This window comes from Streptomyces litmocidini (genome assembly GCF_014649755.1).
Classification (GTDB): Bacteria; Actinomycetota; Actinomycetes; order Streptomycetales; family Streptomycetaceae; genus Streptomyces; species Streptomyces litmocidini.
In genome coordinates this window covers 62,133-84,365 of sequence record NZ_BMTQ01000013.1, presented here as the reverse complement: position 1 = coordinate 84,365, position 22,233 = coordinate 62,133, and the positions used below count along the sequence as shown (strand labels likewise).

Below are 22,233 nucleotides of genomic sequence, written 5' to 3'. Positions count from 1 at the left end.
GCAGGGGGCCCGCGCCCGGCGGGGCGGCGCCCCTCCCGCACCCCCCGTGGGGCCCGCGCCCGGCTGGGCGGCGTCCCTTCCGCCCCCCCGCCGTGTGGGCAATCGTCCCGCTGGGCGAAGGGGGTCCCCCCTGCTCGAGCGAAGCCGAGAGCTTGGGGGAGGGTGGGCACACGGGACGGCGCCCATCAGCGGCGCCTCCGCGTTCCGCGCCCGGACCCGCACCACGCGCGCGGCGCACGGCTCGGTGCGGGTCCGGGCGCAGCAGCCTCGGGCGCCGGCAAGGGCGCCGTTCCGTTGTGCCCACCCTCCCCCGAGCTCTCGGCTGCGCTCGAGCAGGGGGGGACCCCCTTCGCCCCAGCGGAACGACTGCCCACAACGGGGGCACGGGGCGCCTCCTGGCGGGCGCAGCCCACAGGGGGGCGGGGCGCCGCCCCCCTGTGGGGCGGGCGCCCGCAAAGGGGTGGGGCTACGGCAGGAAGTCGCGGGCGATGTTCGACGCCACCGTTTCCAGCAGCGGCCCCGCGTTGGCGATGCACTTCGCCGTGTCCGGCTCCAGGTCCGTGAGCGGGTACGCGCGGCGGATCCCGGCGGCGCCCAGGACCTCGGGCGCCAGGGCGAGGCGCCCGCAGACCGCGACGACCTCCTTGCCCGCGGCGCGGGCCGCGGCGGCGACCCCGGCCGGGGCCTTGCCGTGGAGGGTCTGCTCGTCGAGGGAGCCCTCTCCGGTGATGACGAGGGTGGCGCGCTCCAGGGCGGGGGCGAAGCCGAGGACCTCCAGCATCAGCTCGATGCCGGGCCGGAAGCTCGCGCCGAGGATGAGCGCGCCGTACCCGATGCCGCCCGCGCCGCCCGCGCCGGGCGCGACGGCGGCCTCGGCTGCCCGGGAGCCGACGCTCTTCTCGAGGACGGTGGCGAAGTGCGCGAGGGCCGCGTCCAGGACCTGGACGTCGTCCGGGGTCGCGCCCTTCTGCGGGCCGTAGACGGCGGGGGCGCCCTTGGGCCCGGTGAGCGGGTTGTCGACGTCGCTCGCGAGGATCAGGTCGACCGAGGCGAAGCGGGGGTCGAGGCCGCTGAGGTCGGCCGTGGCGAGGTCGGCGAGGGGTGCGCCGCCGGGGCCGACGGGCTCGCCGGCCGCGTCGAGGAACCGGGCGCCGAGCGCGGCGAGCATGCCGGCGCCGCCGTCGGTGGTGGCGCTGCCGCCGACGCCGAAGACGAGGGTGGTCGCGCCCGCGTCCAGGGCGGCGCGGAGCAGTTCTCCGGAGCCGTACGTGGTCGCCGTGAGGGGGGCGAACACACCGGGCGGGAGCAACTGGAGGCCCGAGGCCTCCGCCATCTCGACGACCGCGGTGGTGCCGCGCAGTGCGAACGCCGCGGTGACCGGCTCGCCGAGCGGGCCCGTCACGCGGACCTCGCGCCGCTCGAAGCCGGCCGCGACGGCCGCCGCGACGGTGCCGTCGCCGCCGTCCGCGACGGGCAGCGTCTCCACCGTGAGCTCAGGGACGACCCGTCGCAGTCCTGCTGTGACCCGCTCCGCGACCTGCACGGCCGTGAGCGAGCCCTTGAACTTGTCGGCCGCCACGAGCACGTGAGCGACCTGAGTTGCTGCCCCGTCCGTCACCTTGCATCCCTTGCTTTCGAACGTGCAGTCGCGCCGAGGCAGACCCTATCCGCACGGCCAGACGGCGTGCCACCCCCTGATGAGGCGATATTCCGCACCATAGTGGGGTCGCATGAGCACGGAAAAGATCGTTCCGGACGGCGGACCGGACGGCGGACCGGACGGCAGGCCCGACGGCAAGGTCATCGGAATCGGGGTCGCGGCCGTGGTCGCGGTGGTCGGCTGGGCGGCGCTGGGCGAGGACTCGTTCGACGGCGCGTCCTCCTCCGCCCTGAAGTGGGTGCTGTCGAATTTCGCCTGGCTCTTCGTGGTCGCGGCGGACGCCTTCCTGGTGCTGTGCGTGGTGATCGCGCTGAGCCGGTTCGGACGGATCAGGCTGGGCGCGGACGACTCGGAGCCGGAGTTCACGAACCTGGCGTGGATCGCGATGATGTTCAGCGCCGGAATGGGCATCGGGCTGATGTTCTACGGGGTCGGGGAGCCGCTGACGCACTTCCTGGATCCGCCCCCGGCGAGCGGCGCCCCCGCGGGGAGCGGCGCGGCGGCCCTCACGGCGATGGAGTACTCGTTCTTCCACTGGACGCTGACCCCGTGGGCGATCTACGGGATCGCGGGCCTCGCGCTCGCGTACGCGGGCTTCCGCAAGGGACGGGGGAACCGGCTGAGCTCCGCCTTCGTGCCGCTGCTGGGGGAGCGCCGGGCGGACGGGTGGCCGGGCAAGGCGATCGATCTCCTCGCGGTGTTCGCGACGGTGTTCGGCACGGCGACGAGTCTGGGGCTGGGCGCGCTCCAGGTCGCCGAGGGGCTGAACCTGACGATGGACGTGGAGAACTCGACGGCCACGCAGCTGATCGTCATCGTGGCGCTGTCGGCGGCGTTCGTGCTGTCGGCGTTCTCCGGTCTCCACAAGGGCGTGAAGTGGCTGTCCACGCTGAACATCGTCCTCGCGGCCTGTCTGATGCTCTTCGTGTTCCTGCTCGGCCCGACGGTCTACATCCTGGACACCATTCCGGCCTCCGTCGGCGGCTATCTGCACCAGCTGCTGCCGATGGCCAGCCGTACGGGCGCGTTCACCGACCGCGACTGGCTGGGGACGTGGACGATCTTCTACTGGGCGTGGTGGCTGTCCTGGGCGCCGTTCGTCGGCACCTTCATCGCCCGGATCTCGCGCGGCCGGACGATCCGGGAGTTCCTGGTGGGGGTGCTGCTCGTGCCGTCGGGGGCGACGGTGGTGTGGTTCTGCGTGATGGGCGGGACCGCGATCCGGCTGGAGTCGACGGGCGCGGCGGACCTGGCGACGGCGGTGAAGGACGGCGCGGAGGCCTCGCTGTTCGCGATGCTGGAGGCGCTGCCGATCGGGACGGTGACGTCGGTCGTCGCGATGCTCCTGGTGATGACGTACTTCATCACGAGCGCGGACTCGGCCTCCCTCGTGATGGGTTCGCTGACGAGCCGCGGCTCGCTCCATCCGCCGACCTGGCTCGTGGTGACGTGGGGCGTCCTGATGGCGGCGGTGGCGGCGGTGCTGTTGGTGGTGGGCGGTCTGAACTCGCTGCAGACGGCGACGATCCTGGTGGCGCTGCCGTTCGTGGTGGTGATGCTGGTGCTGTGCTTCGCGCTCCTGAAGGAGCTGCGGGCGGACCCGGGGGCGGGCCCGGCCCGGCACCAGGCCCTGCACGGGCTGCGGGACGCGGTGCGGACCCTGGTCGGGGAGGCGATGACCGAGCGGGCCGGCGGCCGCCGCCCCGACCGGCCCCGGGAGGCGGCGAAGGCCGGTACCGGAGCGGAGGCCCCCGACGGCGAGGACTGAGACGCGCGTCCGTGGCCCGGCGCGCGTCCGGCCGCCGGATTCGGTACACCGGAGGTATGGGGTGCACGGACGGGGAGCTCGGGGACCGGATCCTGGGCGGCTGGACGGGCCGGATCGCCGGGAACATGCTCGGCAAGCCCGTGGAGCAGGGGGACCACTGGACCCGGGAGCGCATCGACGCGTACCTGCGGCTGACCGGGGCGCTCCCGCTGACGGACTACCTCCCTCCCCCGCCGCCCGGGGCGGGGGGCTTCGGGCTGCGGCCCGAGTGGGAGCGGTGCGTGCGGGGCGGGATCGACGGCAGCTGCCGGGACGACGACGTCGACTGGTCGGTCCTGGGACTGCACCTCCTGGAGACGTACGGCTCCGCGTTCACCACCGAGCAGGTCGGCACGGAGTGGCTGCTGCGGCTGCCGTACCTGCGGACGTTCACGGCGGAGCGGGTCGCCTACCGGAACCTCGCCGGCGGGCTGCGGCCGCCGCTGACGGCCACGTACGACAATCCGTACCAGGAGTGGATCGGGGCGCTGATCCGGGCCGACGTCTACGGCTGGACCTGTCCCGGCGACCCGCGCCGGGCCGCCTCGCTGGCCCGTCGGGACGCGGTCCTCTCGCACACCGGGAACGGCGTGTACGGGGCGATGTGGGCGGCGGCGCTGATCGCGGCGGCCTTCACCGCGCCGGACCTGCGGTCGGCCCTGGAGACGGGTCTGGAGCGGGTGCCGGCGGGCAGCAGGCTCGCCCGGACCGTGCGGGGCGCGATCGCGCTGTACGAGGCGGGGCTCGGCTGGTCGGAGGCGCTCACCGAGCTCGCGGGGCGGACGGCGGGCCTCGGCTGGATCCACGTCGTCCCGAACGCGGCCGTCCTGACGGCCGGACTCCTGTACGGGGAGGGCGACTTCACCCGGACGATCGCGCTGACCGTCCGCGGCGGCCTGGACACCGACTCCAACGGGGCGACGGCGGGTTCGGTCGCCGGGGTCCGCTGCGGCGCGGCCGCGATCCCGCCGCAGTGGTCGCAGCCCCTGCGGGACCGGGTGCGCAGCGCCGTCTTCGGCTTCGACGGGGTCCGCATCAGCGAACTGGCGGACCGTACCCTGCGGTTGGCCGAGCGGGCGGAGTGAGCACCGGTTCGGGGACGTCCTGGGGGTTCCCGGTGCCGGCTGGGGCCTTGACTTCCACGCCGAGTGCCGCGTCGAGCGTGGCGTTCGCCCCGGCCGTGGCGGGAACCCGGCACCCGGAAACCCGCTCGCGGGAGCGGTTCGGCGGTGTCTGGGGTCTCCGCATGACGATGGTCGCGATCCTCAGTGGCTGTTGCCTTTCCGTGCTTGATGGCTGCGTTTCTGCTGTTTAGGGATGGGAGCGGCGGTCTCGGGGAGTGGTGACGTGTCATGTCGTCGCTCTGGTGGAGGGCGGGGATGCCGTCGGTCGTGGGGCTGCTGGAACAGCGTGAGCTCGCTGCTCGCCGTCGTGTGGACGCGTTGCAGGAGGAGACGGGCCGTATCCAGGCCGAGCTGGTCGCGGCCGAGCGGGAGTGGAACGAGTGGGTCATCGCCCGTACACGCGTCGGCGAGGTCCTGTCCCCGGGCGACATCGCCGGCCCGGCCGTCGGCGAGGAGCCGTCGGATCGCGGTGAACCACCGGCGCTGCCTGCGTCTTCGGAGGCGGCGAAGCCGAAGTCGGTGGTGCCGGTGTGGCATGCGGGGCTGGCCTGGTCGGCACTGTCGGCGGACTACCAGCGCATCGTGCGGGCTCTCGCGGACCGCAAGCGGCTCGGTCAGGGTCCGCTGACGTGCCAGGAGATGGCCGCTTGTTTCGGTCTGGACCCGGCACCCGCGAAGGTCGAGGCGTTGCGGTCGAAGGCGAAGCGGCTGACAGCGCGCAGGTGGCTGGTCGAAGTGTCGCCGGGCCGGTTCACGCTCGTGAAGGCCGTGGCCGGGCCAGGCGCCGGGTCATGAGCTGCGTCATCGACCAGTAGACCATCGCCTCCGCACTGCCGGTAGACCGTTCGAAGTCCCGCACGAGGCGGCGGCTTCGCATCAGGTGGGCGAAGAACCGCTCCACGATCCAGCGTTTGGGCAGCACGACGAAGCCGCGCATGTCGTCACTGCGCTTGACGATCGCGAGGACCAGGGCGAGGACGGTGCGGCCGTACTCGACGAGGCTGCCTGTGTAGCCGCCGTCGGCCCAGACCAGCGTCAGTCGGTGGTACTTGGCCGCGACCTGGGCGAGCAGAACCTGCGCGGCGGCGCGGTCGCCGATGTCGGCGTCGGTGACCAGCACCCCCAGCAGCAGGCCGAGGGTGTCGACCACGGCGTGCCGCTTGCGGCCGTTGATCAGCTTGCCGCCGTCGAAGCCGCGGCTGTCGGCCCCGACGACGGCGTCCGCCTTGACGGACTGAGAGTCGATCACCCCCGCACTCGGCTCCGGGTCCCGCCCAGCCTGCTCGCGGACCTTGCGGCGGAGCCGGTCGTGGAACTCCTTCACCAGGCCGTGGTCGCGCCAGCGGCGGAAGAAGGCATAAACCCGGTCCCACCGCGGGAAGTCGGCCGGCATCGCCCGCCACTTCGTTCCGTTGTCGACGAGGCAGCGGATCGCGTCCAGCATCGCGCGATGGCAGTACACCTCCGGCTGCCCGCCCCGCCCGCGCAGCCAGCCCGGCACCGGCAGCAGCGGCCGCACCACCGCCCACTCCGCATCGGACATGTCCGTCGGGTAGCGGCGCACACGGATCCCGTGGTCGGCGGCGTTCCCGAACCGGTGTGCCAGGCAGTCACACGCGAGAATGACCGAAGTGGACCCTGCCCCCGCGGTGCCGTAGAGCTGCGACAACAGGGCCTCCTGGACAGCTCTTTGGCGTAGACACCCTTCGAGCTACCAAGAGGCCCTGCTTTCATGCGCGGCGGCCGCCGCACTCAGCCGATCGAGACTCCCGTTCGACCGTCACCCCTCAAGATCGGAACGGCAACAGCCACTCCGTGTCAGCCCTCCGCCCAGTACAGGGTGGGAACGATCGTCGGGTTGCCCTGGTAGAGCAGCTCCATCACCGAGTCGTAATCGAATTCACCCTGCTTGAAGTTGTCGATGATCTGCTGAGCATCCTTGGCGAACTTGGCGTCCTTCGAGATGAATTCGGTGAGCCACCAGCTCTCGTCCAGGATGAGAGGGCGGTAGTTCTCCTTGCTTACTGGGTCGGTGATCCCCTCGATCCATGCCGAGACCTTCTTGTAGTCCTTATCCGGCAGCAGCCAGAACGCCAGCCCCTGATCCTCCTTGTGCCGAATGAGGGTCTTAAAGTCCTCATCGAACTCAAGGTACTTGGCCGGCAGGTTCCGGGCCTCGAGCATCTCTTCCCTGTTTTCCGGGAACAGCCAGCTCCTCTTGCCGCCGAAGAGGAAGATGGCGTTTTCGAGCACCTCGGGCGGAACCGCCTTGTACTGCTTCGAGAGGAAGCTTGCACTCAGGAAGGCATAACGTCGCGTGTCCTCGACCATCACAGGTCTCCCTCAGTCTTCGGTTGCTTTGCCATCGCACAGCCATGCCCAGGGCAATGACGTGAAAACACCCAAACCCACATTTCACCCGTTCGAGCGGAGGCTGGCGCGGCCCCGACTGCCGACGCCAACGGCCTTACCGAACCCGCCCCGGCACGGCACCAGCCGCCCACGTACGACTTGCCAGTCCCGATGGCCATCTGCACGGTCGCCCTCCGGGCGCCACCACACCCGGGCGCGGCGTCAGCGACGGAAGAACGCGTATACCCGGCCCCACGGCGGGAAGTCGGCCGGCATCGCCCGCCACTTCGTTCCGTCGTCGACGAGGTAGCGGATCGCGTCCAGCATCGCGCGGCGGCAGTAACACCTCCAGCTGCCCGCCCCGCCCGCGCATGCACGCCGGCCGCCGCACTCACCCGATCGAGACTCCCGTTCGACCGTCACCCCTCAAGATGGAACGACAACAGCCACTCAGTGGTGCCGGCATCTCCACGGACTCGGGCATCCCCGACTACCGGGGGCCGAACGGGGTGTGGCGACAGGACCCCGGGGCCGAGCGGCTCGTCACGTACGGGCCCTACATGGCCGATCCGGAGATCCGCCGCCGATCGTGGCGGATGCGGCTCGACGGCCAGGCCCTGAGCGCCGGGCCGAACGTGGCGCACCGCGCGATCGCCGCGTACGAGCGGACGAGCGGCAACCCGCTGCGGGTGATCACGCAGAACGTGGACGGGCTGCACCAGGACGCCGGGGTGACCGCGCGGAAGGTCCTCGAACTCCACGGCTCGGCGCGGTCGGTGGTGTGCACGTCCTGCCACGCGCGCTCGTCGATGGCGGAAGCGCTCGACCGGGTGCGGGCCGGTGACGACGACCCGGCGTGCCGGACGTGCGGCGGGATCCTGAAGTCCGCGACGGTGATGTTCGGGCAGCGGCTCGATCCGGTGGTGCTCGGCCGGGCCATGTCGATCGCCAAGGCCACCGAGGTGTTCGTCGTGGTCGGCAGCAGCCTCCAGGTCCAGCCGGCGGCCTCCCTCGCGGGGATCGCGGTCGAGCACGGCGCCCGGCTGGTCATCGTGAACGCCGAGCCCACCCCGTACGACTCCGTCGCCGACGAGGTCGTGCGGGAGCCGATCGGCACGGCGCTGCCCGCGCTCCTCGACCGGCTCCGCTAGAAGAGGGCGTCCGGTTCCGCCGTGCCCGACTCGAAGGCGAGCAGCCGCTGCTTGCGGTCCAGGCCGCCGCCGTAGCCGGTGAGGCCGCCGCCCGCTCCGACCACCCGGTGGCAGGGGACGATGATGCTGACGGGGTTCTTGCCGTTGGCGAGGCCCACGGCACGGGAGGCGCCGGGACTACCGAGTTCCTCGGCGAGTTCGCCGTACGTCCGGGTCTCCCCGTACGGGATGCGCAGCAACTGCTCCCAGACCCGCAGCTGGAACGGGGTGCCGATCAGCTTCAACGGCAGCTCGAACTCGGTGAGTTCGCCCGCGAAGTAGGCGTCGAGCTGGCGGATCGCCTCACCGAAGGGCCGCGGGTCGGGCTCGCCGAAGGTCTCCTCCGGCGGGCGGTGGCGCTGGCCGGTCATGTGGACGCGGCTGAGGACGCCGTCGACGGCGACGAGCGTCAGCGGCTCGTACGGGCTGTCGACGACGGTGTGTCGGACGGCGGGCATGGCGCGGGGTCCTTTACGCGGGCAGGTGGTTGATCGGGTGGTCGTCGGTCGCCCAGAGGTGCTGGACGGCGTAGGCGCGCCAGGGGCGCCAGTGCGCGGCGCGGGCGGTGAGCGCGGCCGGGGTGCCGGGCAGGCCGAGTCCCTCGGCCGCGCGGCGGACGCCGAGGTCGCCGGAGAGGAAGGCGTCGGGGTCGCCGAGGGCCCGCATGGCGATGATCTCGGTGGTCCAGGGTCCGAAACCGGGCAGGGCGAGCAGCCGGGCGCAGGCCTCCTCGCGGTCGTCGGCGGGGCCGAGCGGGAGTGAGCCGTCGGCGAGGGCCCGGACGAGGGTGAGGAGGGTGGTGCGGCGGCTGCGCGGCAGGGCGAGGCTCTCGGGGTCGAGGGCGGCGAGCGCCTCGGGCTCCGGGAAGAGGTGGGTCAGCCCGCCCTCGGGGTCCTCGATCGGGACGCCGTGCGCGGCGACCAGGCGGGCGGCGTGGGTGCGGGCGGCGGCGGTGGACACCTGCTGGCCGAGGACGGCCCGTACGGCGAACTCGGCGGGGTCGACGGTCCCGGGGACGCGGCGGCCGGGCGCCCCGTCGACGAGCGGGGCGAGCAGCGGGTCGGCGCGGAGCCGCTCGTCGACGGCGACGGGGTCGGCGTCGAGGTCGAGGAGCCGGCGGCAGCGGCTGATCGCGTGGGTGAGGTCGCGCGGGTCGGTGAGGGAGAGGCGGCAGGCGATGTGGTCGGCGCGGGGGGCGAGGGCGACGACGCCGTGGCCGTACGGGAGGCTCAGCGTCCGCCGGTAGGCGCCGTCGCGCCACTCCTCCACGCCGGGGACGGCGGTCGCGGCGAGGTGGCCGAAGAGGTTGGAGGGTTCGAGCGGGGTGCGAAACGGCAGCCGGAGGCCGATGACGCCGGGGGTCGCGGTCGCCCGGACCGGCGACCGGCGGGCCGCGCGGGCGCGGAGCTCGCCGGGGGCGAGGGCGAAGACCTCGCGGACGGTGTCGTTGAAGGTGCGGATGGAGGAGAAGCCGGCCGCGAAGGCGATCTCGCCGAAGGCCATGGGGGTGGTCTCGATGAGCAGCCGGGCGGTCTGGGCGCGCTGGGCGCGGGCCAGGGCGAGCGGCCCGGCGCCCAGTTCGGCGAGGAGCTGGCGTTCGATCTGGCGGGTGGACCAGCCGAGCCGCCGGGCGAGTCCGGGGACGCCTTCGCGGTCGACGACGCCGTCCTGGATGAGGCGCACGGCACGGGCGACGGCGTCGGCCCGGACGTTCCACTGGGGCGAGCCGGGGCTGGTGTCCGGCCGGCACCGCTTGCAGGCCCGGTAGCCGGCCCGCTGGCAGGAGGCTGCGCTGGGGTGGAACTCCATGTTCTCGGGCTTGGGCGGGACGGCCGGGCAGCTGGGCCGGCAGTAGATCCGGGTGGTGCGGACGGCGGTGAAGAAGACGCCGTCGAAGCGCGCCTCCTTGGACCGGACGGCTCGCACGCAGCGCTCGGTGTCGGTGTGCATGGTTCCAGGATCGGGGACGGAGGGCTCGCGGGCTGGCGAGAAAACGACATGGACGTCCGCCTTCCGCCCCCGCCCCGCTCCCTCGGGCCGTGACCGTCCGGTAGGGCCCGGTGGGGGTCCGGTAGGGGGTGGTCGGCCGGCCGTCCCCGCCGAGGACGCGGAAGGCCGTCGGGCGGGGGTGGCGGTCGGAGAGCGCGGCGAGCCGCTCCTCGCCGAACTGCCGGGGCCCGTCCACGCGCGGGGTGTGCGACGGGACCGGCGGATGGGGGAGGGCGACCGGGACCGGCACCTCGTGCGGGGTGCCGGCGAGGACGCCGTCGAGCCGTTCGGTCGTCCCGTCCTCCGGGAGGCCCCGCTACTCGAAGCGGGTGGTGTCCCCCGCGCCGCGGCGGACGATCTCGGGCTCGCCGCTGGAGAAGTCGACGACGGTGGTGGGTTCGGTGCCGCACTCGCCGGAGTCGAGCACCGCGTCCACCTGGTGGTCGAGCCGTTCCTTGATCTCCCAGCCCTGGGTCAGCGGTTCGGCCTCGTCGGGCAGGAGCAGGGTGCTGGAGAGCAGCGGCTCGCCGAGTTCGGCGAGGAGGGCCTGGGTGACGACGTGGTCGGGGATGCGGACGCCGACCGTCTTCTTCTTGGGGTGCAGCAGCTGGCGGGGCACCTCCTTGGTGCCCGGCAGGATGAAGGTGTACGCGCCGGGGGTGGACGCCTTGACCGCGCGGAAGACGTCGTTGTCGATGTGCACGAGCTGACCCAGCTGGGCGAAGTTCGCGCACATCAGCGTGAAGTGGTGCCGGTCGTCGAGGTCGCGGATGGCACGGATCCGGCTGATGCCGTCGCGGCTGCCGATGCGGCTGCCCAGCGCGTAGCAGGAGTCGGTCGGGTACGCGACGAGCGCACCGTTCCGGATGGAGTCGGCCACCGCGTTGATGGTGCGGGGCTGCGGGTTGTCGGGGTGCACGTCGAAGTACTTGGCCATGGGGACCAGTCTATTTTCGCAGGCTCCGCCAGACGGCCTTCGCCGCGTTGTGCCCGGACATGCCGTGGACGCCGGGGCCGGGCGGGGTCGCGGAGGAGCAGAGGAAGACCGCCGGGTGCGGGGTCGCGTAAGGGCGGAGGGACAGCGTGGGGCGCAGCAGGAGCTGGAGGCCGCGGGCGGCGCCGCAGGCGATGTCGCCGCCGACGTAGTTGGCGTTGCGCTCGGCGAGTTCGGGCGGGCCGGCGGTGGCGCGGGCCAGGACGCGGTCGCGGAAGCCGGGGGCGAAGCGCTCGATCTGACGCTCGATCGCCTCGGTGAGGTCGCCGCGCCAGCCGTTGGGCACGTGACCGTAGGCCCAGAAGACGTGTTTGCCCTCGGGGGCACGGGAGGGGTCGACGAGGCTCGGCTGGGCGGTGATGAGGAAGGGCACGTCGGGGGCGGTCCCGGAGGAGGCCTCGCGCAGGGCGGTGCCGATCTCCCCGGCGGTGGGGCCGACCTGGACGGTGCCGGCGCGGCGGGCCTCCTCGGCGGTCCAGGGCACGGGCCCGTCGAGCGCGTAGTCGATCTTGAAGGCGCTGGCGCCGTACTCGTAGTGGTCGTAGTGCCCGCCGAAGCCGGCGATCCGGGCCAGGGCGGTGGGCGAGGTGTCGAAGACGTAGGCGCGGGCCGGCGGCAGGTCGTCGAGCCGCTTGACCTCGAAGTCGGTGTGGACGGCGCCGCCGAGGTCCTCGAGGTACGCGGCGAGGGCGTCGGAGATCGACTGCGAGCCGCCCCGGGGCAGCGGCCAGCCGCCCGCGTGCGCGGCGAGCGCGAAGACCAGGCCGACGGCGCCGGTGGCGATGCCGTCCAGCGGGGCGATGACGTGACCGACGAGCCCCGCGAGGAGCGCGCGGGCCTTCTCGTCCCGGAACCTTCGCATCAGCCAGGTGGACGGCGGCAGTCCGGCGAGGCCGAAGCGGGCGAGGGTGACCGGGTCGCGGGGCAGCGCGGTGAGCGGCAGCTGCATGAAGTCGCTCGCCAGCGTGTCCCACTTGCCGAGGAAGGGGGCGACGAGCCGACGGTACGTCCCGGCGTCGCGCGGCCCGAAGGAGGCGGCGGTCTCGGCGACGGAACGGGCGAGGACGGCGGCGGTGCCGTCGCCCCAGGGGTGGGCCATGGGCAGTTCGGGGTGGAGCCACTCCAGGCCGTACCGGTCGAGCGGCATCGTCTTGAAGACGGGCGAGCCCGCCCCGAGCGGGTGCACGGCGGAACAGGGGTCGTGGCGGAAGCCGGGGAGGGTGAGCTCCTCGGTCCTGGCGCCGCCGCCGACGGTGGCCTTGGCCTCGAAGACGGCCACGGACAGGCCGCGCCGGGCCAGTTCGACGGCGGCCGTCAGTCCGTTGGGCCCCGCCCCCACGACGACGGCATCGAGCATCGACGTCTCGTTCGTCACCTTCGGGCTCCTTCGTCAGCCGATGGCCAGGGGTCCCAGGATAGGCGGGTGGGAGAGCGCGCCTCACGCGCCCCCGAGGAGCGTCCGGATCCGCTCGGCGGTCGCCGCGTCCCGGGCCGTCGTGAAGGGCAGGGCGTTGCCCCCGGTGATGCGGAACGGCTCCCCCGCGACCGTCGTGGTCGTGCCGCCCGCCTCGGCGACCAGCAGGAGGCCGGCGGCGTGGTCCCAGGCGTACTCCCAGGAAAAAGCGGTTCCGGACAGCTCCCCGCGCGCCACGGCGAGGTACTCGAGACCGGCCGAACCGCAGGGGCGGGGACGGACGCCCTCGGTCCGCAGGCCGAGCAGGGCGCGCTTCTGGTCCGGGGTGGCGTAGTCGGGGTGCGAGGTGGCGACCTCCAGGGCCTCGCCGGGCACCGGCGAACCGGACCGTATCTCCCGCCCGTTGAGCGTGGCGCCGCGCCCGCGCACGGCGACGGCGAACTCCCCCAGGGCCGGCGCGAAGGTCCAGGAGGCGAGGACCTCGCCGTGCCGGGCGAGGGCGACGAGGGTGCAGAAGGCCGGGTCGCCGTGGACGAACTGGCGGGTGCCGTCGACGGGGTCGACGATCCAGACGGGGGCGTCGCCGCGCAGCTCCTCGTACACGGTGGGGTCGGCGTGCACGGCCTCCTCGCCGACGACCACGGACCCGGGCAGAAGGGCCGTCAGCGACGCGGTGAGATGGGCCTCGGCGGCCCGGTCGGCGACGGTGACCAGGTCGTGCGGCCCGTTCTTCTCGACGATGTCGTCGGCCGCGAGCTGCCGGAAGCGCGGCGTGATCTCGGCGGCGGCCGCCTTGCGGACGGCCTCCTCGACCTCGGCCGTACGGCCGCCGAGGACCTGCTCAAGGAAGTCTTCGATCATGTCCCCCAGCTAAGCACGGGCCGCTGACAACCGGTATGCCGCACTCGTCGTCCCCCGTTCTCCCGGGGAGTACCCTTTGGCCGAGTTCACCCCTTACACGCAGGGAGGGTTCCCGTGCACGGCGCCTACCACGGCGAGTACAAGGTCCCCGGCGGAAAGCTGGTGGTCGTCGACCTCGACAGCGAGGACGGCGTCCTGCGGAACGTCCGGGTCGCGGGCGACTTCTTCCTCGAACCGGACGAGGCGATCCTCGCGATCGACGGGGCGCTGGACGGCGCGCCGGTCGACACGGACGCCCAGGGGCTCGCCGCGCGGATCGACGCGGCGCTCCCGCCGGGCACGCAGATGTTCGGCCTGACCTCGGAGGGCGTCGGGATCGCGGTCCGGCGCGCCCTCGCCCACGCCACGGACTGGACCGACTACGACTGGCAGCTGATCCACGAACCGCCGCAGTCCCCCGCGCTGCACATGGCGCTCGACGAGGTCCTGACGGCCGAGGTGGCGGCGGGCCGCCGCCCGCCGACCCTGCGGGTCTGGGAGTGGGGCGCCCCGGCGGTGGTGATCGGCAGCTTCCAGTCCCTGCGCAACGAGGTGGACGCGGAGGCGGCGGAGCGGCACGGCGTCCAGGTGGTGCGCCGGATCAGCGGCGGCGGGGCGATGTTCATCGAGCCGGGCAACACCATCACGTACTCGCTCTCCGTCCCCGACGCCCTCGTGCAGGGCCTGTCCTTCGCCGACAGTTACGCCTACCTGGACGACTGGGTGCTCGGCGCGCTCGGCGACATGGGGATCCGGGCCTGGTACCAGCCGCTCAACGACATCGCCACGGACGCGGGGAAGATCGCGGGCGCGGCGCAGAAGCGGCTCGTGGCGGGCGAGGGGGCGGTGCTGCACCACGTGACGATGGCGTACGACATCGACGCGGACAAGATGGCCGAGGTGCTGAGGATCGGCCGGGAGAAGCTCTCCGACAAGGGCACGAAGAGCGCGAAGAAGCGCGTGGATCCTCTGCGCCGTCAGACGGGGCTGCCGCGCGAGGCGGTGATCGAGCGGATGATCGCCTCTTTCCGCGGGCGGTACGGGCTTGCGGAGGGGCACCTCACGGAGGACGAACTGGCCCGGGCGAAGGACCTGGCGGAGTCCAAGTTCGGCACCCGGGAATGGACGTCCCGGGTGCCGTAGCCGCCGCGCGGGGCGGGCGCCGTCCCGGTGGGCGCAGCCCGCGACGGCGGGCGCGAGGGGCGGGCGCCGTCCCGGTGGGTGCGGGAGTGGGCTCCGGCCCGGTGGAGTGACGGGCGGCCACCGACTGGGCGCGGCATGCGCGTCGTCGCGGTCGCCAGTCCGGCCCCGTCGTCGGGTGACCTCGTCGCGCCCGTCTCGTTGATGCCCACGCGGGCCGGGACGACGGACGTGCGGAAACGTCTCCGCACGGGACCGGCCCCGGGAACACGGTGTCGACAGGGCGGAGATCAGGTGGGACGGGCGAGGAAGCTGATGGCGGCGGTCGCGGGCACGCTGATGGCGGTGTGCCCCCTCGGCGTCGCGCCGCCCGCGCACGCGGTCGTCGGGGGCCGGGAGGCGCGGCCCCACCAGTACCCGTTCATGGTGGGGCTCGTGGACCTGGCCGAGCGGCGGGTGATGTGCGGCGGTGCCCTGGTCGGCGAGCGGTACGTGCTCACCGCCGCGCACTGTCTGACCGGCTCGTACGGCGACACCGCGCGCGTGGGGGTGCTCCTCGGCGACCACGACCTGACGCGCGGGGACGACAGCCCGAACGCGGTGCTCGCGACCCCCGCCGCCTTCCTCACGCACCCGGACTACGACCCGGCCGCCCAGCGCGACGACATCGCGCTGGTCCGGCTGGCCGAGCCGGTGGCGTTCAACCGTGACGTGCGGCCGGTCGCCCTGCCCGTCCGGTACGCCCACGGCACCTTCGACCACACGCAGGTCGAGGCTCCCGGCTGGGGCACCACCTCCTTCGGGGGTCGCACCTCCGACGTCCTGCGGACCGTGCTCCTGGGCACCATGAGCAACCCGACGTGCGGGGCCCGGGGCATGCCCCGGGTCACCGACGCCCAGCTCTGCACGTACGCGCCCGGCCGGGACACCTGTCAGTACGACTCCGGCGGCCCCCTGGTCCACACGATCGCGGGACGGCCGTACCTGGTCGGTCTGGTCTCGTACGGGAAGGGGTGCGCGACCGACACCCCCGCCGTGAACACCCGGGTCTGGTCCTACCTCAGCTGGATCGGAAGGACGGCCGGGAGGCTGCCCCGCGCCTCATGAGGGCGGTGTACAGGAGCAGCGCGGCGGCGAGGCCGACGGCCCAGCCGTAGTCGGCGAGCGGTTCGAGGAAGGGGACGAGCCCGTCCTCGGGGAACGGGCCCGTGCCCGGCGCCGAGTGGGAGCCGCCGACGGCGAGGACGCCGCCGACCGCGAAGGCGAGGACGGCCGCCGGGTTCCAGCCGCCCCGGTACCAGTAGGGGCCGTCGGACCGGTAGAGGCCTTCGAGGTCGAGGACGGTCCGGCGGACGAGCCAGTAGTCGGCGATGAGGATGCCGGCGACCGTGCCGAGGAGCCCGCCGACCAGACCGAGCCAGGTGAAGATGTACAGCTCGGGGGTGGCGGTGAGCTTCCACGGCATGAGGAGCACGCCGACGACGCCGGTGATCAGCGCGCCCGTACGGAAGTTCACCAGTCTGGGGGCGAGGTTGGCGAGGTCGTACGCCGGGGAGACGACGTTCGCCGCGATGTTCACGGAGAGGGTGGCGACCAGCACGGTCACCAGGGCGAAGAGCAGCCCGAAGACGTCGTCGGTCTTCGCGGCGAGCGCCACCGGGTCCCAGACGGGCGCCCCGTACACGGCCTGCGAGCCGGAGGTGACCAGCACCGAGAGCAGCGCGAACAGGGTCATGGTGGTGGGCAGCCCGAGGATCTGGCCCAGTGCTTGGGACCGCTGGCCCGCGCCGAAACGGGTGAAGTCGGGGATGTTGAGGCTGAGCGTGGCCCAGAAGGCGATCATGCCCATGAGGGCGGGGAAGAACACGGGCCAGAAGTCGGCGCCCCAGCCCAGCTTCGACGGCTGGTCGAGGAGCGGACCGAGGCCGCCCGCCTCGGCCGTGATCCAGACGAGCAGGGCGAGCGCGCCGACGATCACGAAGGGCGCGGCCCAGTTCTCGAAGCGGCGCAGGGCCTCCATCCCCCGGTGGATGACGGCGAGTTCGAGGGCCCAGAAGAGGACGAAGCAGAGCCACAGCGTCCAGGGCTGTCCGCCGACCTTCGACGCCTCCGCCCAGCCGCCGCCGAAGACCCTGTCGAGCAGGACGAAGACGCCCTGGCCGCCGATCCAGGTCTGGATGCCGAACCAGGCGCAGGCGACGCCGGCCCGGACGAGGGCGGGCAGGTTGGCCCCGCGCAGTCCGAAGGAGGCGCGGGCGAGGACGGGGAAGGGGATGCCGTACTTGGGTCCGGCGTGCCCGGTGAGCAGCATCGGCGCGAGGACGACGACGTTGGCCAGGGCGATGGTGAGGACGGCCTGTTTCCAATCCATGCCGAGGGCGACGAGACCGGAGGCGAGCATCCAGGAGGGGATGTTGTGGGCCATGCCGACCCAGAGGGCCGCGAAGTTGTACGTGGTCCAGCGGCGGTCGGCCACGGGGACGGGGAGCAGGTCGTCGTTGGCGAAGCGGGGGTCCGCGGGGGCCGTGCCGGGCGCGAGCTCGACACGGTCGCTGTGGGTGCCGGAAGGGCCGGATCCACCGGAGGGCGCGGTTGCGGTCATGGACGGAACCCTTCGTTCGGGGACGGAACGAGGCCGTGCGGGGCGTGGGGTTCTTGACCGTGCGGAGTCTTGTCCCGTGGGGCAGGGGCGTCAAGGGAGGCGGGGCGCCCCGCGCTCCGGGCCGCCCGCGCTCTTGGCGGCCCGCGCTCTTGGCGGCCCTTCCGGCTCTGCCGTTTCTGTCGGTCCTTCCGTCGTGGACACGACCGCGCTCCTGAGACGCGCCGCCGTCCCCCTGCGTGCTGGTGATCGAGAGGCACCCCGACGCCGGCGCCCGTGGGGTCGGCCACGCCTCGATCACGCCGGCGGAGATCGCCGCCCCGCGGTGCGACGGCTCCGGACTACGGGCCGATCGCGGGGATGACGTCGGAGCCGTACGCGTCGATGGTGCCCTCGCGGTTGTCGTGCATGTCGTAGACGGCGAACTGGTCGACTCCCAGGCTCTTGAGGTGGCGGAGCTTGTCGACGTGGGCCTCGGCGGGGCCCAGGAGGCAGAAGCGGTCGACGATCTCGTCGGGGACGAAGGCGGTGTCGGGGTTGTCGGCGCGGCCGTGGTGGGAGTAGTCGTAGCCCTGCCGGTTCTTGATGTACGCGGTGAGCTCGTCCGGCACCATCGAGGAGTGCTCGCCGTACTTGGCGACCAGGTCGGCGACGTGGTTGCCGACCATGCCGCCGAACCAGCGGCACTGGTCCCGGGCGTGGGCCAGGGCCTCCGGGGAGTCGTCGGCCGTCACGTACGCGGGGGCGGCGACGCAGATGGTGAGGGCGTCGGGGTCGCGGCCGGCGTCCGTGGCGGCCTGCCGGACGGCCTTGACCATCCACTCGGCCAGGAAGGGGTCGGCGAGCTGGAGGATGAAGCCGTCGGCCTTCTGCCCGGCCAGGGCGAGGGCCTTGGGGCCGTAGGCCGCCATCCACACCGGCAGCTTCCCGTCCCTCACCCACGGGATGCGGATCGGGCTGCCGTCGACCTCGGCCTCCCGGCCCTCGGCGAGGTCGCGGATGACCTCGATGGCCTCGCCGAGGCGGGCGAGGGTGTTCGGCTTGCGGCCGGCGACGCGCATGGCGGAGTCGCCGCGGCCGATGCCGCACACGGTCCGGTTGCCGTACATGTCGTTGAGGGTGGCGAAGGTGGAGGCGGTGACCTCCCACGTACGGGTGCCGGGGTTGGTCACCATCGGCCCGACGTGGAGCTTGGTGGTGTGTTCGAGGATCTGGCTGTAGATGACGAAGGGCTCCTGCCACAGCACGGCGGAGTCGAAGGTCCAGCCGTAGCGGAAGCCGTTGCGCTCCGCCCGGCGCATCAGGCCCACGACCTGCGAGGCGGGCGGGTCGGTCTGCAGGACGAGTCCGAAGTCCAACGTCGTTCTCCTAGTTCAGGTACTGACAGGTGGCGCGCGGGGTGAAGGCGCCGTGGCCGGCTCGACCGGTGAACTTCCGCTGCTCGATGACCGGTTCGCCGCGCGAGAGGACCGTCTCCACCTGGCCGGTGACCCTCTTCCCCTCGTACGCGGAGTAGTCGACGTTCATGTGGTGGGTCTCGGCCGACAGGATCTGGGTCGCGTGCGGGTCGTAGATGACGATGTCCGCGTCGGCGCCCGGCGCGATCGTGCCCTTCTGCGGGTAGAGGCCGAACATCCGGGCCGGGGTGGCGCAGGCGATCTCGATCCAGCGGCGGCGGCTGATGTGCCCGTCGACGACGGCCTGGTGGAGGAGGTCCATGCGGTTCTCCACGCCCGGCAGGCCGTTGGGGATCTTGGAGAAGTCGCCGCGCCCGAGGTCCTTCTGGCCCACGAAGCAGAACGGGCAGTGGTCGGTGGAGACCACCTGGAGGTCGTTGGTCCGCAGCCCGCGCCACAGGGCCGCCTGGTGCTCCTTCGGCCGCAGCGGCGTCGAGCACACGTACTTGGCGCCCTCGAAGCCCGGCTCCGCCAGGTTGTCGGTGGAGAGGAACAGGTACTGCGGGCAGGTCTCGCCGAAGACCGGCAGGCCCTTGTCGCGGGCGGCGGCGATCTCGGCGACGGCCTCCTCGGCGGAGACGTGGACGACGTAGAGCGGGGCGCCCGCCACTCGTGCCAGCTGGATCGCCCGGTGCGTGGCCTCCGCCTCCAGCAGGGCCTTGCGCACCTCTCCGTGGTAGCGCGGGTCCGTCTCGCCCCGGGCGAGGGCCTGCTCCACCAGGACGTCGATCGCGATGCCGTTCTCCGCGTGCATCATGATCAGCCCGCCGTTGTCGGCGGAGCGCTGCATGGCGCGCAGGATCCGGCCGTCGTCGCTGTAGAAGACGCCGGGGTAGGCCATGAAGAGCTTGAAGGAGCTGATGCCCTCCTGGACGAGCTTGTCCATCTCCTTGAGCGTCTGCTCGTTCACGTCGGAGAGGATCATGTGGAAGGCGTAGTCGATCACACAGTTGCCGTCGGCCTTGGCGTACCAGGTGTCGAGTCCTTCGCGCAGGCTGTGGCCGACGCTCTGGACGGCGAAGTCGACGATGGTGGTGGTGCCGCCCCAGGCGGCGGCGCGGGTGCCGGTCTCGAAGGTGTCGGAGGCGGAGGTGCCGCCGAAGGGCAGCTCCATGTGGGTGTGGGCGTCGACGCCACCGGGCAGCACGTAGCGGTCGGTGGCGTCGACGGTCCGGTCGGCGGTCCAGCCGGCCGCCGTGTCCGAGCCGTGGGCGGCGAGGGCGACGACGCGGCCGTCCTCGATCAGCACGTCGGCGTGGAGTTCGTCGGCGGCGGTGACGACGAGGCCGCCGCGGATGAGGGTACGGGTGCTCACGGGACTTCTCCCCTGCCGGCTAGAGGGACCTGAGGGACTGTTCGAGGATCGCGGCGCCTTCCTCGGCCTCGGCGACGGTGAGCGAGAGCGGTGGGGCGATGCGCAGGGTGCTGGTGTCGTGGCCGCCGCCCTTGCCGATGAGCAGGCCGTTCTCGCGGGCGGTCTCCAGGACGGCGGCGGCCGCGTCCGGGTTCGCCCGGTCGGTGCCCGGTTCGGTGAGCTCGATGCCGATCATCAGACCGCGGCCGCGGACCTCCCGCACCTCCGCGACCCCCGCCGCGGCGGCCCGGACGCGCTCGATGAGGAGGCCGCCGACGCGGCGGGCGTTGCCCTGGAGGTCGTGCTCCAGGAGGTGGGAGAGGTTGGCCAGCCCGGCGGCCATGGTGATCGGCGAACCGCCGAAGGTGGAGATGGAGTTGGCGTCCAGGCAGTTCATGACCTCGGCGCGGGCGACGACGCCGCCGATGGACATGCCGTTGCCGATGCCCTTGGCGAAGGTGAGGACGTCGGGCGGGCCCGCCTGCCCGTGGGCCTGCCAGCCCCAGAAGTGCTCGCCGGTGCGGCCCCAGCCGGTCTGCACCTCGTCGGAGATCCAGAGGATGCCGTGCCGGTCGAGGACGCGGCGGAAGGCGGCGTAGAGGCCGTCGGGCGGGGAGGTGAAGCCGCCGACGCCCTGGATCGGTTCGGCGATGAGGGCGGCGACGCCCGCGCGGGTCTGGCCGAGCATGTCCTCCAGGTCCGCGACGCACGCCTCGATGAAACGCTCGTCGGTGAGCCCGGCGTACGGACCGCGGCCGCGGACGCCGCCGTGCACGTACAGGGTCTGGAGCGGCGAGAGGCCCGTGGGCGACCAGGCGCGGTTGCCGGTGATGCCGACGGTGGAGAAGGAGCGGCCGTGGTAGCTGTTGCGCATCGCCAGGATCTGGTTCGAGCCGCGGTACGTGGTGGCGAGGAGCAGGGCGGCGTCGTTGGCCTCGGTGCCGGAGGTGGTGAAGAAGACGCGGGCGTCGGGGATGCCGGAGAGGCCGGCGACCCGCTCGGCGAGCTCCACCATGGGGCGGTTGAGGTAGAGGGTCGAGGAGTGGATGATCCGCCCGGCCTGCTCGGCGACGGCCTTGGTGACCTCGGGCAGGGCGTGGGCGGTCATGGTGGTGAGGATGCCGCCGAAGAAGTCGAGGTACTTGCGCCCGTGGGCGTCCCAGACGTGGCGGCCCTCGCCGTGGGTGATCTCGATGGGGTCGCGGTAGTAGAGGGCGATCCAGTCGGGGATGACGGCCTTGTGCCGGTCGTACAGGCTGCTCACGGCCGCACCAGCCCGTCGTACGCGTCGGGGCGGCGGTCCCGGTAGAAGGCCCACTGCTGGCGCACCTGCTCGATGAGGCCGAAGTCGAGGTCGCGGACGACGAGTTCCTCGGCCTTGTCGGAGGCGACGTCGCCGACGAACTGACCGCGCGGGTCGACGAAGTAGCTGGTGCCGTAGAAGTCGTTGTCGCCGTACTCCTCGATGCCGACGCGGTTGATGGCGGCGACGAAGTACTCGTTGGCGACGGCGGCGGCGGGCTGCTCCAGCTGCCAGAGGTAGGAGGAGAGCCCGCGGTGGGTGGCCGAGGGGTTGTAGACCAACTGCGCTCCGTTGAGGCCGAGTTGGCGCCAGCCCTCCGGGAAGTGGCGGTCGTAGCAGATGTAGACGCCGACCCGTCCGACGGCGGTGTCGAAGACCGGCCAGCCGGCGTTGCCCGGACGGAAGTAGTACTTCTCCCAGAAGCCCTTGACCTGGGGGATGTGGTGCTTGCGGTACTTGCCGAGGTAGCTGCCGTCGGCGTCGATCACGGCGGCGGTGTTGTAGTAGAAGCCCTCGCCCTCGACCTCGAAGACGGGGACGACGATCACCATGCCGGTCTCGCGGGCGAGGTCCCGCATCCGGCGGACGGTCGGGCCGTCGGGGACGGGCTCGGCCCAGCGGTAGTGCTCGGGCTCCTGGACCTGGCAGAAGTAGGGCGCGTTGAAGACCTCTTGGAAGCCGATCACCTTGGCGCCCTGCCGGGCGGCCTCGCGGGCGTGCTCCTCGTGTTTGGCGATCATGGATTCGGTGTCGCCGGTCCAGGTGGCCTGGACGAGTGCGGCGCGTACGACGTGGGTCATGAGCTGCTCCTTCGGCGCGGCGTCAGAGAGCCTCTACGCACGTAGACGCGGTGCGTAGGAGGAGAACGTAAGCCCCGTCACACCCCGGAGCAAGACCGCCGCCGTGAAGCGGCCGGGTCGATCATGTTTCATACCCGAGTGGTCCACGTC

At 72.6% G+C, this 22,233-nt stretch carries 20 protein-coding genes; 6 read left to right on the top strand and 14 right to left on the bottom strand.

The genetic code is table 11. The features are described 5' to 3' along the window. Positions 1-466: 466 nt before the first annotated feature. The gene (locus tag IE180_RS25455) at positions 467-1,618 is read right to left on the bottom strand and encodes a glycerate kinase (protein ID WP_190159282.1); all 1,152 of its coding nucleotides are present in this window, start codon (positions 1,616-1,618) and stop codon (positions 467-469) included. 112 nt (positions 1,619-1,730) lie between these two features. Here IE180_RS25455 and IE180_RS25450 point away from each other — a divergent pair, with 112 nt between their 5' ends. From IE180_RS25450 to IE180_RS25440, 3 genes are all read left to right on the top strand, one after another. Beyond that, complete coding sequence (locus tag IE180_RS25450) at positions 1,731-3,428, top strand: BCCT family transporter (RefSeq protein ID WP_229860858.1); 1,698 nt, start codon at positions 1,731-1,733, stop codon at positions 3,426-3,428. A 56-nt stretch (positions 3,429-3,484) separates the two neighbouring features. Further along, the gene (locus IE180_RS25445) at positions 3,485-4,552 is read left to right on the top strand and encodes an ADP-ribosylglycohydrolase family protein (RefSeq protein ID WP_190159281.1); all 1,068 of its coding nucleotides are present in this window, start codon (positions 3,485-3,487) and stop codon (positions 4,550-4,552) included. A gap of 294 nt (positions 4,553-4,846) precedes the next feature. After that, positions 4,847-5,386, top strand: a complete 540-nt coding sequence (locus IE180_RS25440; RefSeq protein ID WP_190159280.1) for a hypothetical protein — start codon at positions 4,847-4,849, stop codon at positions 5,384-5,386. On the opposite strand, the gene IE180_RS25435 is transcribed toward IE180_RS25440, so the two are convergent. The 3 genes from IE180_RS25435 to IE180_RS37580 all read right to left on the bottom strand — a co-directional run bounded on the left by IE180_RS25435 (position 5,343) and on the right by IE180_RS37580 (position 7,270). Continuing rightward, on the bottom strand, positions 5,343-6,134 hold the full coding sequence (locus IE180_RS25435) for an IS5 family transposase (protein ID WP_190159279.1): 792 nt from the start codon (positions 6,132-6,134) through the stop codon (positions 5,343-5,345). The genes IE180_RS25440 and IE180_RS25435 overlap by 44 nt on opposite strands. A 275-nt stretch (positions 6,135-6,409) precedes the next feature. Beyond that, the gene (locus IE180_RS25430; RefSeq protein WP_190159278.1) at positions 6,410-6,922 is read right to left on the bottom strand and encodes a hypothetical protein; all 513 of its coding nucleotides are present in this window, start codon (positions 6,920-6,922) and stop codon (positions 6,410-6,412) included. 243 nt (positions 6,923-7,165) lie between these two features. Beyond that, positions 7,166-7,270 carry a transposase gene (locus IE180_RS37580; RefSeq protein ID WP_373302821.1) on the bottom strand — a complete coding sequence of 35 codons (105 nt, stop codon included), beginning with the start codon at positions 7,268-7,270 and terminating at the stop codon, positions 7,166-7,168. A gap of 104 nt (positions 7,271-7,374) precedes the next feature. Here IE180_RS37580 and IE180_RS25420 point away from each other — a divergent pair, with 104 nt between their 5' ends. Then, positions 7,375-8,094, top strand: coding sequence for an SIR2 family NAD-dependent protein deacylase (locus IE180_RS25420; RefSeq protein ID WP_190159277.1), 720 nt, complete (start codon positions 7,375-7,377; stop codon positions 8,092-8,094). Here IE180_RS25420 and IE180_RS25415 read toward each other — a convergent pair. The 5 genes from IE180_RS25415 to IE180_RS25395 all read right to left on the bottom strand — a co-directional run bounded on the left by IE180_RS25415 (position 8,091) and on the right by IE180_RS25395 (position 13,391). Beyond that, entirely contained in the window at positions 8,091-8,591 is a 501-nt protein-coding gene (locus IE180_RS25415) for a methylated-DNA--[protein]-cysteine S-methyltransferase (RefSeq protein ID WP_190159276.1), read from the bottom strand. The two genes, IE180_RS25420 and IE180_RS25415, sit on opposite strands and share 4 nt — an antisense overlap. Before the next feature lie 13 nt (positions 8,592-8,604). Then, a complete protein-coding gene (locus IE180_RS25410; RefSeq protein WP_190159275.1) occupies positions 8,605-10,083 on the bottom strand; it encodes an AlkA N-terminal domain-containing protein in 1,479 nt (492 codons plus the stop codon). Between the two features lie 355 nt (positions 10,084-10,438). Then, positions 10,439-11,059, bottom strand: coding sequence for an L-threonylcarbamoyladenylate synthase (locus tag IE180_RS25405; RefSeq protein ID WP_030694474.1), 621 nt, complete (start codon positions 11,057-11,059; stop codon positions 10,439-10,441). A gap of 10 nt (positions 11,060-11,069) precedes the next feature. Then, positions 11,070-12,473, bottom strand: coding sequence for a phytoene desaturase family protein (locus IE180_RS25400; RefSeq protein ID WP_190159436.1), 1,404 nt, complete (start codon positions 12,471-12,473; stop codon positions 11,070-11,072). An 81-nt stretch (positions 12,474-12,554) separates the two neighbouring features. Then, on the bottom strand, positions 12,555-13,391 hold the full coding sequence (locus tag IE180_RS25395; RefSeq protein WP_190159274.1) for an inositol monophosphatase family protein: 837 nt from the start codon (positions 13,389-13,391) through the stop codon (positions 12,555-12,557). Between the two features lie 114 nt (positions 13,392-13,505). Here IE180_RS25395 and lplAB point away from each other — a divergent pair, with 114 nt between their 5' ends. Next, positions 13,506-14,573, top strand: a complete 1,068-nt coding sequence (lplAB, locus tag IE180_RS25390; RefSeq protein ID WP_190159273.1) for a lipoate-protein ligase LplAB — start codon at positions 13,506-13,508, stop codon at positions 14,571-14,573. A gap of 291 nt (positions 14,574-14,864) precedes the next feature. Further along, a complete protein-coding gene (locus IE180_RS25385) occupies positions 14,865-15,677 on the top strand; it encodes a serine protease (RefSeq protein WP_229860856.1) in 813 nt (270 codons plus the stop codon). Here IE180_RS25385 and IE180_RS25380 read toward each other — a convergent pair. The 5 genes from IE180_RS25380 to IE180_RS25360 form a co-directional block, all read right to left on the bottom strand. Then, positions 15,631-17,172 (bottom strand): NCS1 family nucleobase:cation symporter-1, encoded by a 1,542-nt coding sequence (locus tag IE180_RS25380; RefSeq protein ID WP_190159272.1) that lies wholly within the window; start codon positions 17,170-17,172, stop codon positions 15,631-15,633. The two genes, IE180_RS25385 and IE180_RS25380, sit on opposite strands and share 47 nt — an antisense overlap. 338 nt (positions 17,173-17,510) lie before the next feature. Then, on the bottom strand, positions 17,511-18,527 hold the full coding sequence (locus IE180_RS25375; protein ID WP_190159271.1) for a TIGR03842 family LLM class F420-dependent oxidoreductase: 1,017 nt from the start codon (positions 18,525-18,527) through the stop codon (positions 17,511-17,513). 10 nt (positions 18,528-18,537) lie between these two features. Beyond that, positions 18,538-19,941 carry a dihydropyrimidinase gene (hydA, locus tag IE180_RS25370; RefSeq protein WP_190159270.1) on the bottom strand — a complete coding sequence of 468 codons (1,404 nt, stop codon included), beginning with the start codon at positions 19,939-19,941 and terminating at the stop codon, positions 18,538-18,540. A 19-nt stretch (positions 19,942-19,960) separates the two neighbouring features. Further along, entirely contained in the window at positions 19,961-21,244 is a 1,284-nt protein-coding gene (locus IE180_RS25365; protein ID WP_190159269.1) for an aspartate aminotransferase family protein, read from the bottom strand. After that, positions 21,241-22,083 (bottom strand): nitrilase-related carbon-nitrogen hydrolase, encoded by an 843-nt coding sequence (locus IE180_RS25360; protein WP_030692943.1) that lies wholly within the window; start codon positions 22,081-22,083, stop codon positions 21,241-21,243. The genes IE180_RS25365 and IE180_RS25360 overlap by 4 nt, the downstream gene beginning before the upstream one ends. Between the last annotated feature and the right edge of the window lie 150 nt (positions 22,084-22,233).

Coding starts and splice junctions, on each gene's coding strand:
- IE180_RS25450 (WP_229860858.1), top strand. CDS start 1,731: ATGAGCACGGAAAAGATCGTTCCGGACGGCGGACCGGACGGCGGACCG.
- IE180_RS25445 (WP_190159281.1), top strand. CDS start 3,485: ATGGGGTGCACGGACGGGGAGCTCGGGGACCGGATCCTGGGCGGCTGG.
- IE180_RS25440 (WP_190159280.1), top strand. CDS start 4,847: ATGCCGTCGGTCGTGGGGCTGCTGGAACAGCGTGAGCTCGCTGCTCGC.
- IE180_RS25435 (WP_190159279.1), bottom strand. CDS start 6,134: ATGTCCGATGCGGAGTGGGCGGTGGTGCGGCCGCTGCTGCCGGTGCCG.
- IE180_RS25430 (WP_190159278.1), bottom strand. CDS start 6,922: ATGGTCGAGGACACGCGACGTTATGCCTTCCTGAGTGCAAGCTTCCTC.
- IE180_RS37580 (WP_373302821.1), bottom strand. CDS start 7,270: ATGCTGGACGCGATCCGCTACCTCGTCGACGACGGAACGAAGTGGCGG.
- IE180_RS25420 (WP_190159277.1), top strand. CDS start 7,375: ATGGAACGACAACAGCCACTCAGTGGTGCCGGCATCTCCACGGACTCG.
- IE180_RS25415 (WP_190159276.1), bottom strand. CDS start 8,591: ATGCCCGCCGTCCGACACACCGTCGTCGACAGCCCGTACGAGCCGCTG.
- IE180_RS25410 (WP_190159275.1), bottom strand. CDS start 10,083: ATGCACACCGACACCGAGCGCTGCGTGCGAGCCGTCCGGTCCAAGGAG.
- IE180_RS25405 (WP_030694474.1), bottom strand. CDS start 11,059: ATGGCCAAGTACTTCGACGTGCACCCCGACAACCCGCAGCCCCGCACC.
- IE180_RS25400 (WP_190159436.1), bottom strand. CDS start 12,473: ATGCTCGATGCCGTCGTCGTGGGGGCGGGGCCCAACGGACTGACGGCC.
- IE180_RS25395 (WP_190159274.1), bottom strand. CDS start 13,391: ATGATCGAAGACTTCCTTGAGCAGGTCCTCGGCGGCCGTACGGCCGAG.
- IE180_RS25380 (WP_190159272.1), bottom strand. CDS start 17,172: ATGACCGCAACCGCGCCCTCCGGTGGATCCGGCCCTTCCGGCACCCAC.
- IE180_RS25360 (WP_030692943.1), bottom strand. CDS start 22,083: ATGACCCACGTCGTACGCGCCGCACTCGTCCAGGCCACCTGGACCGGC.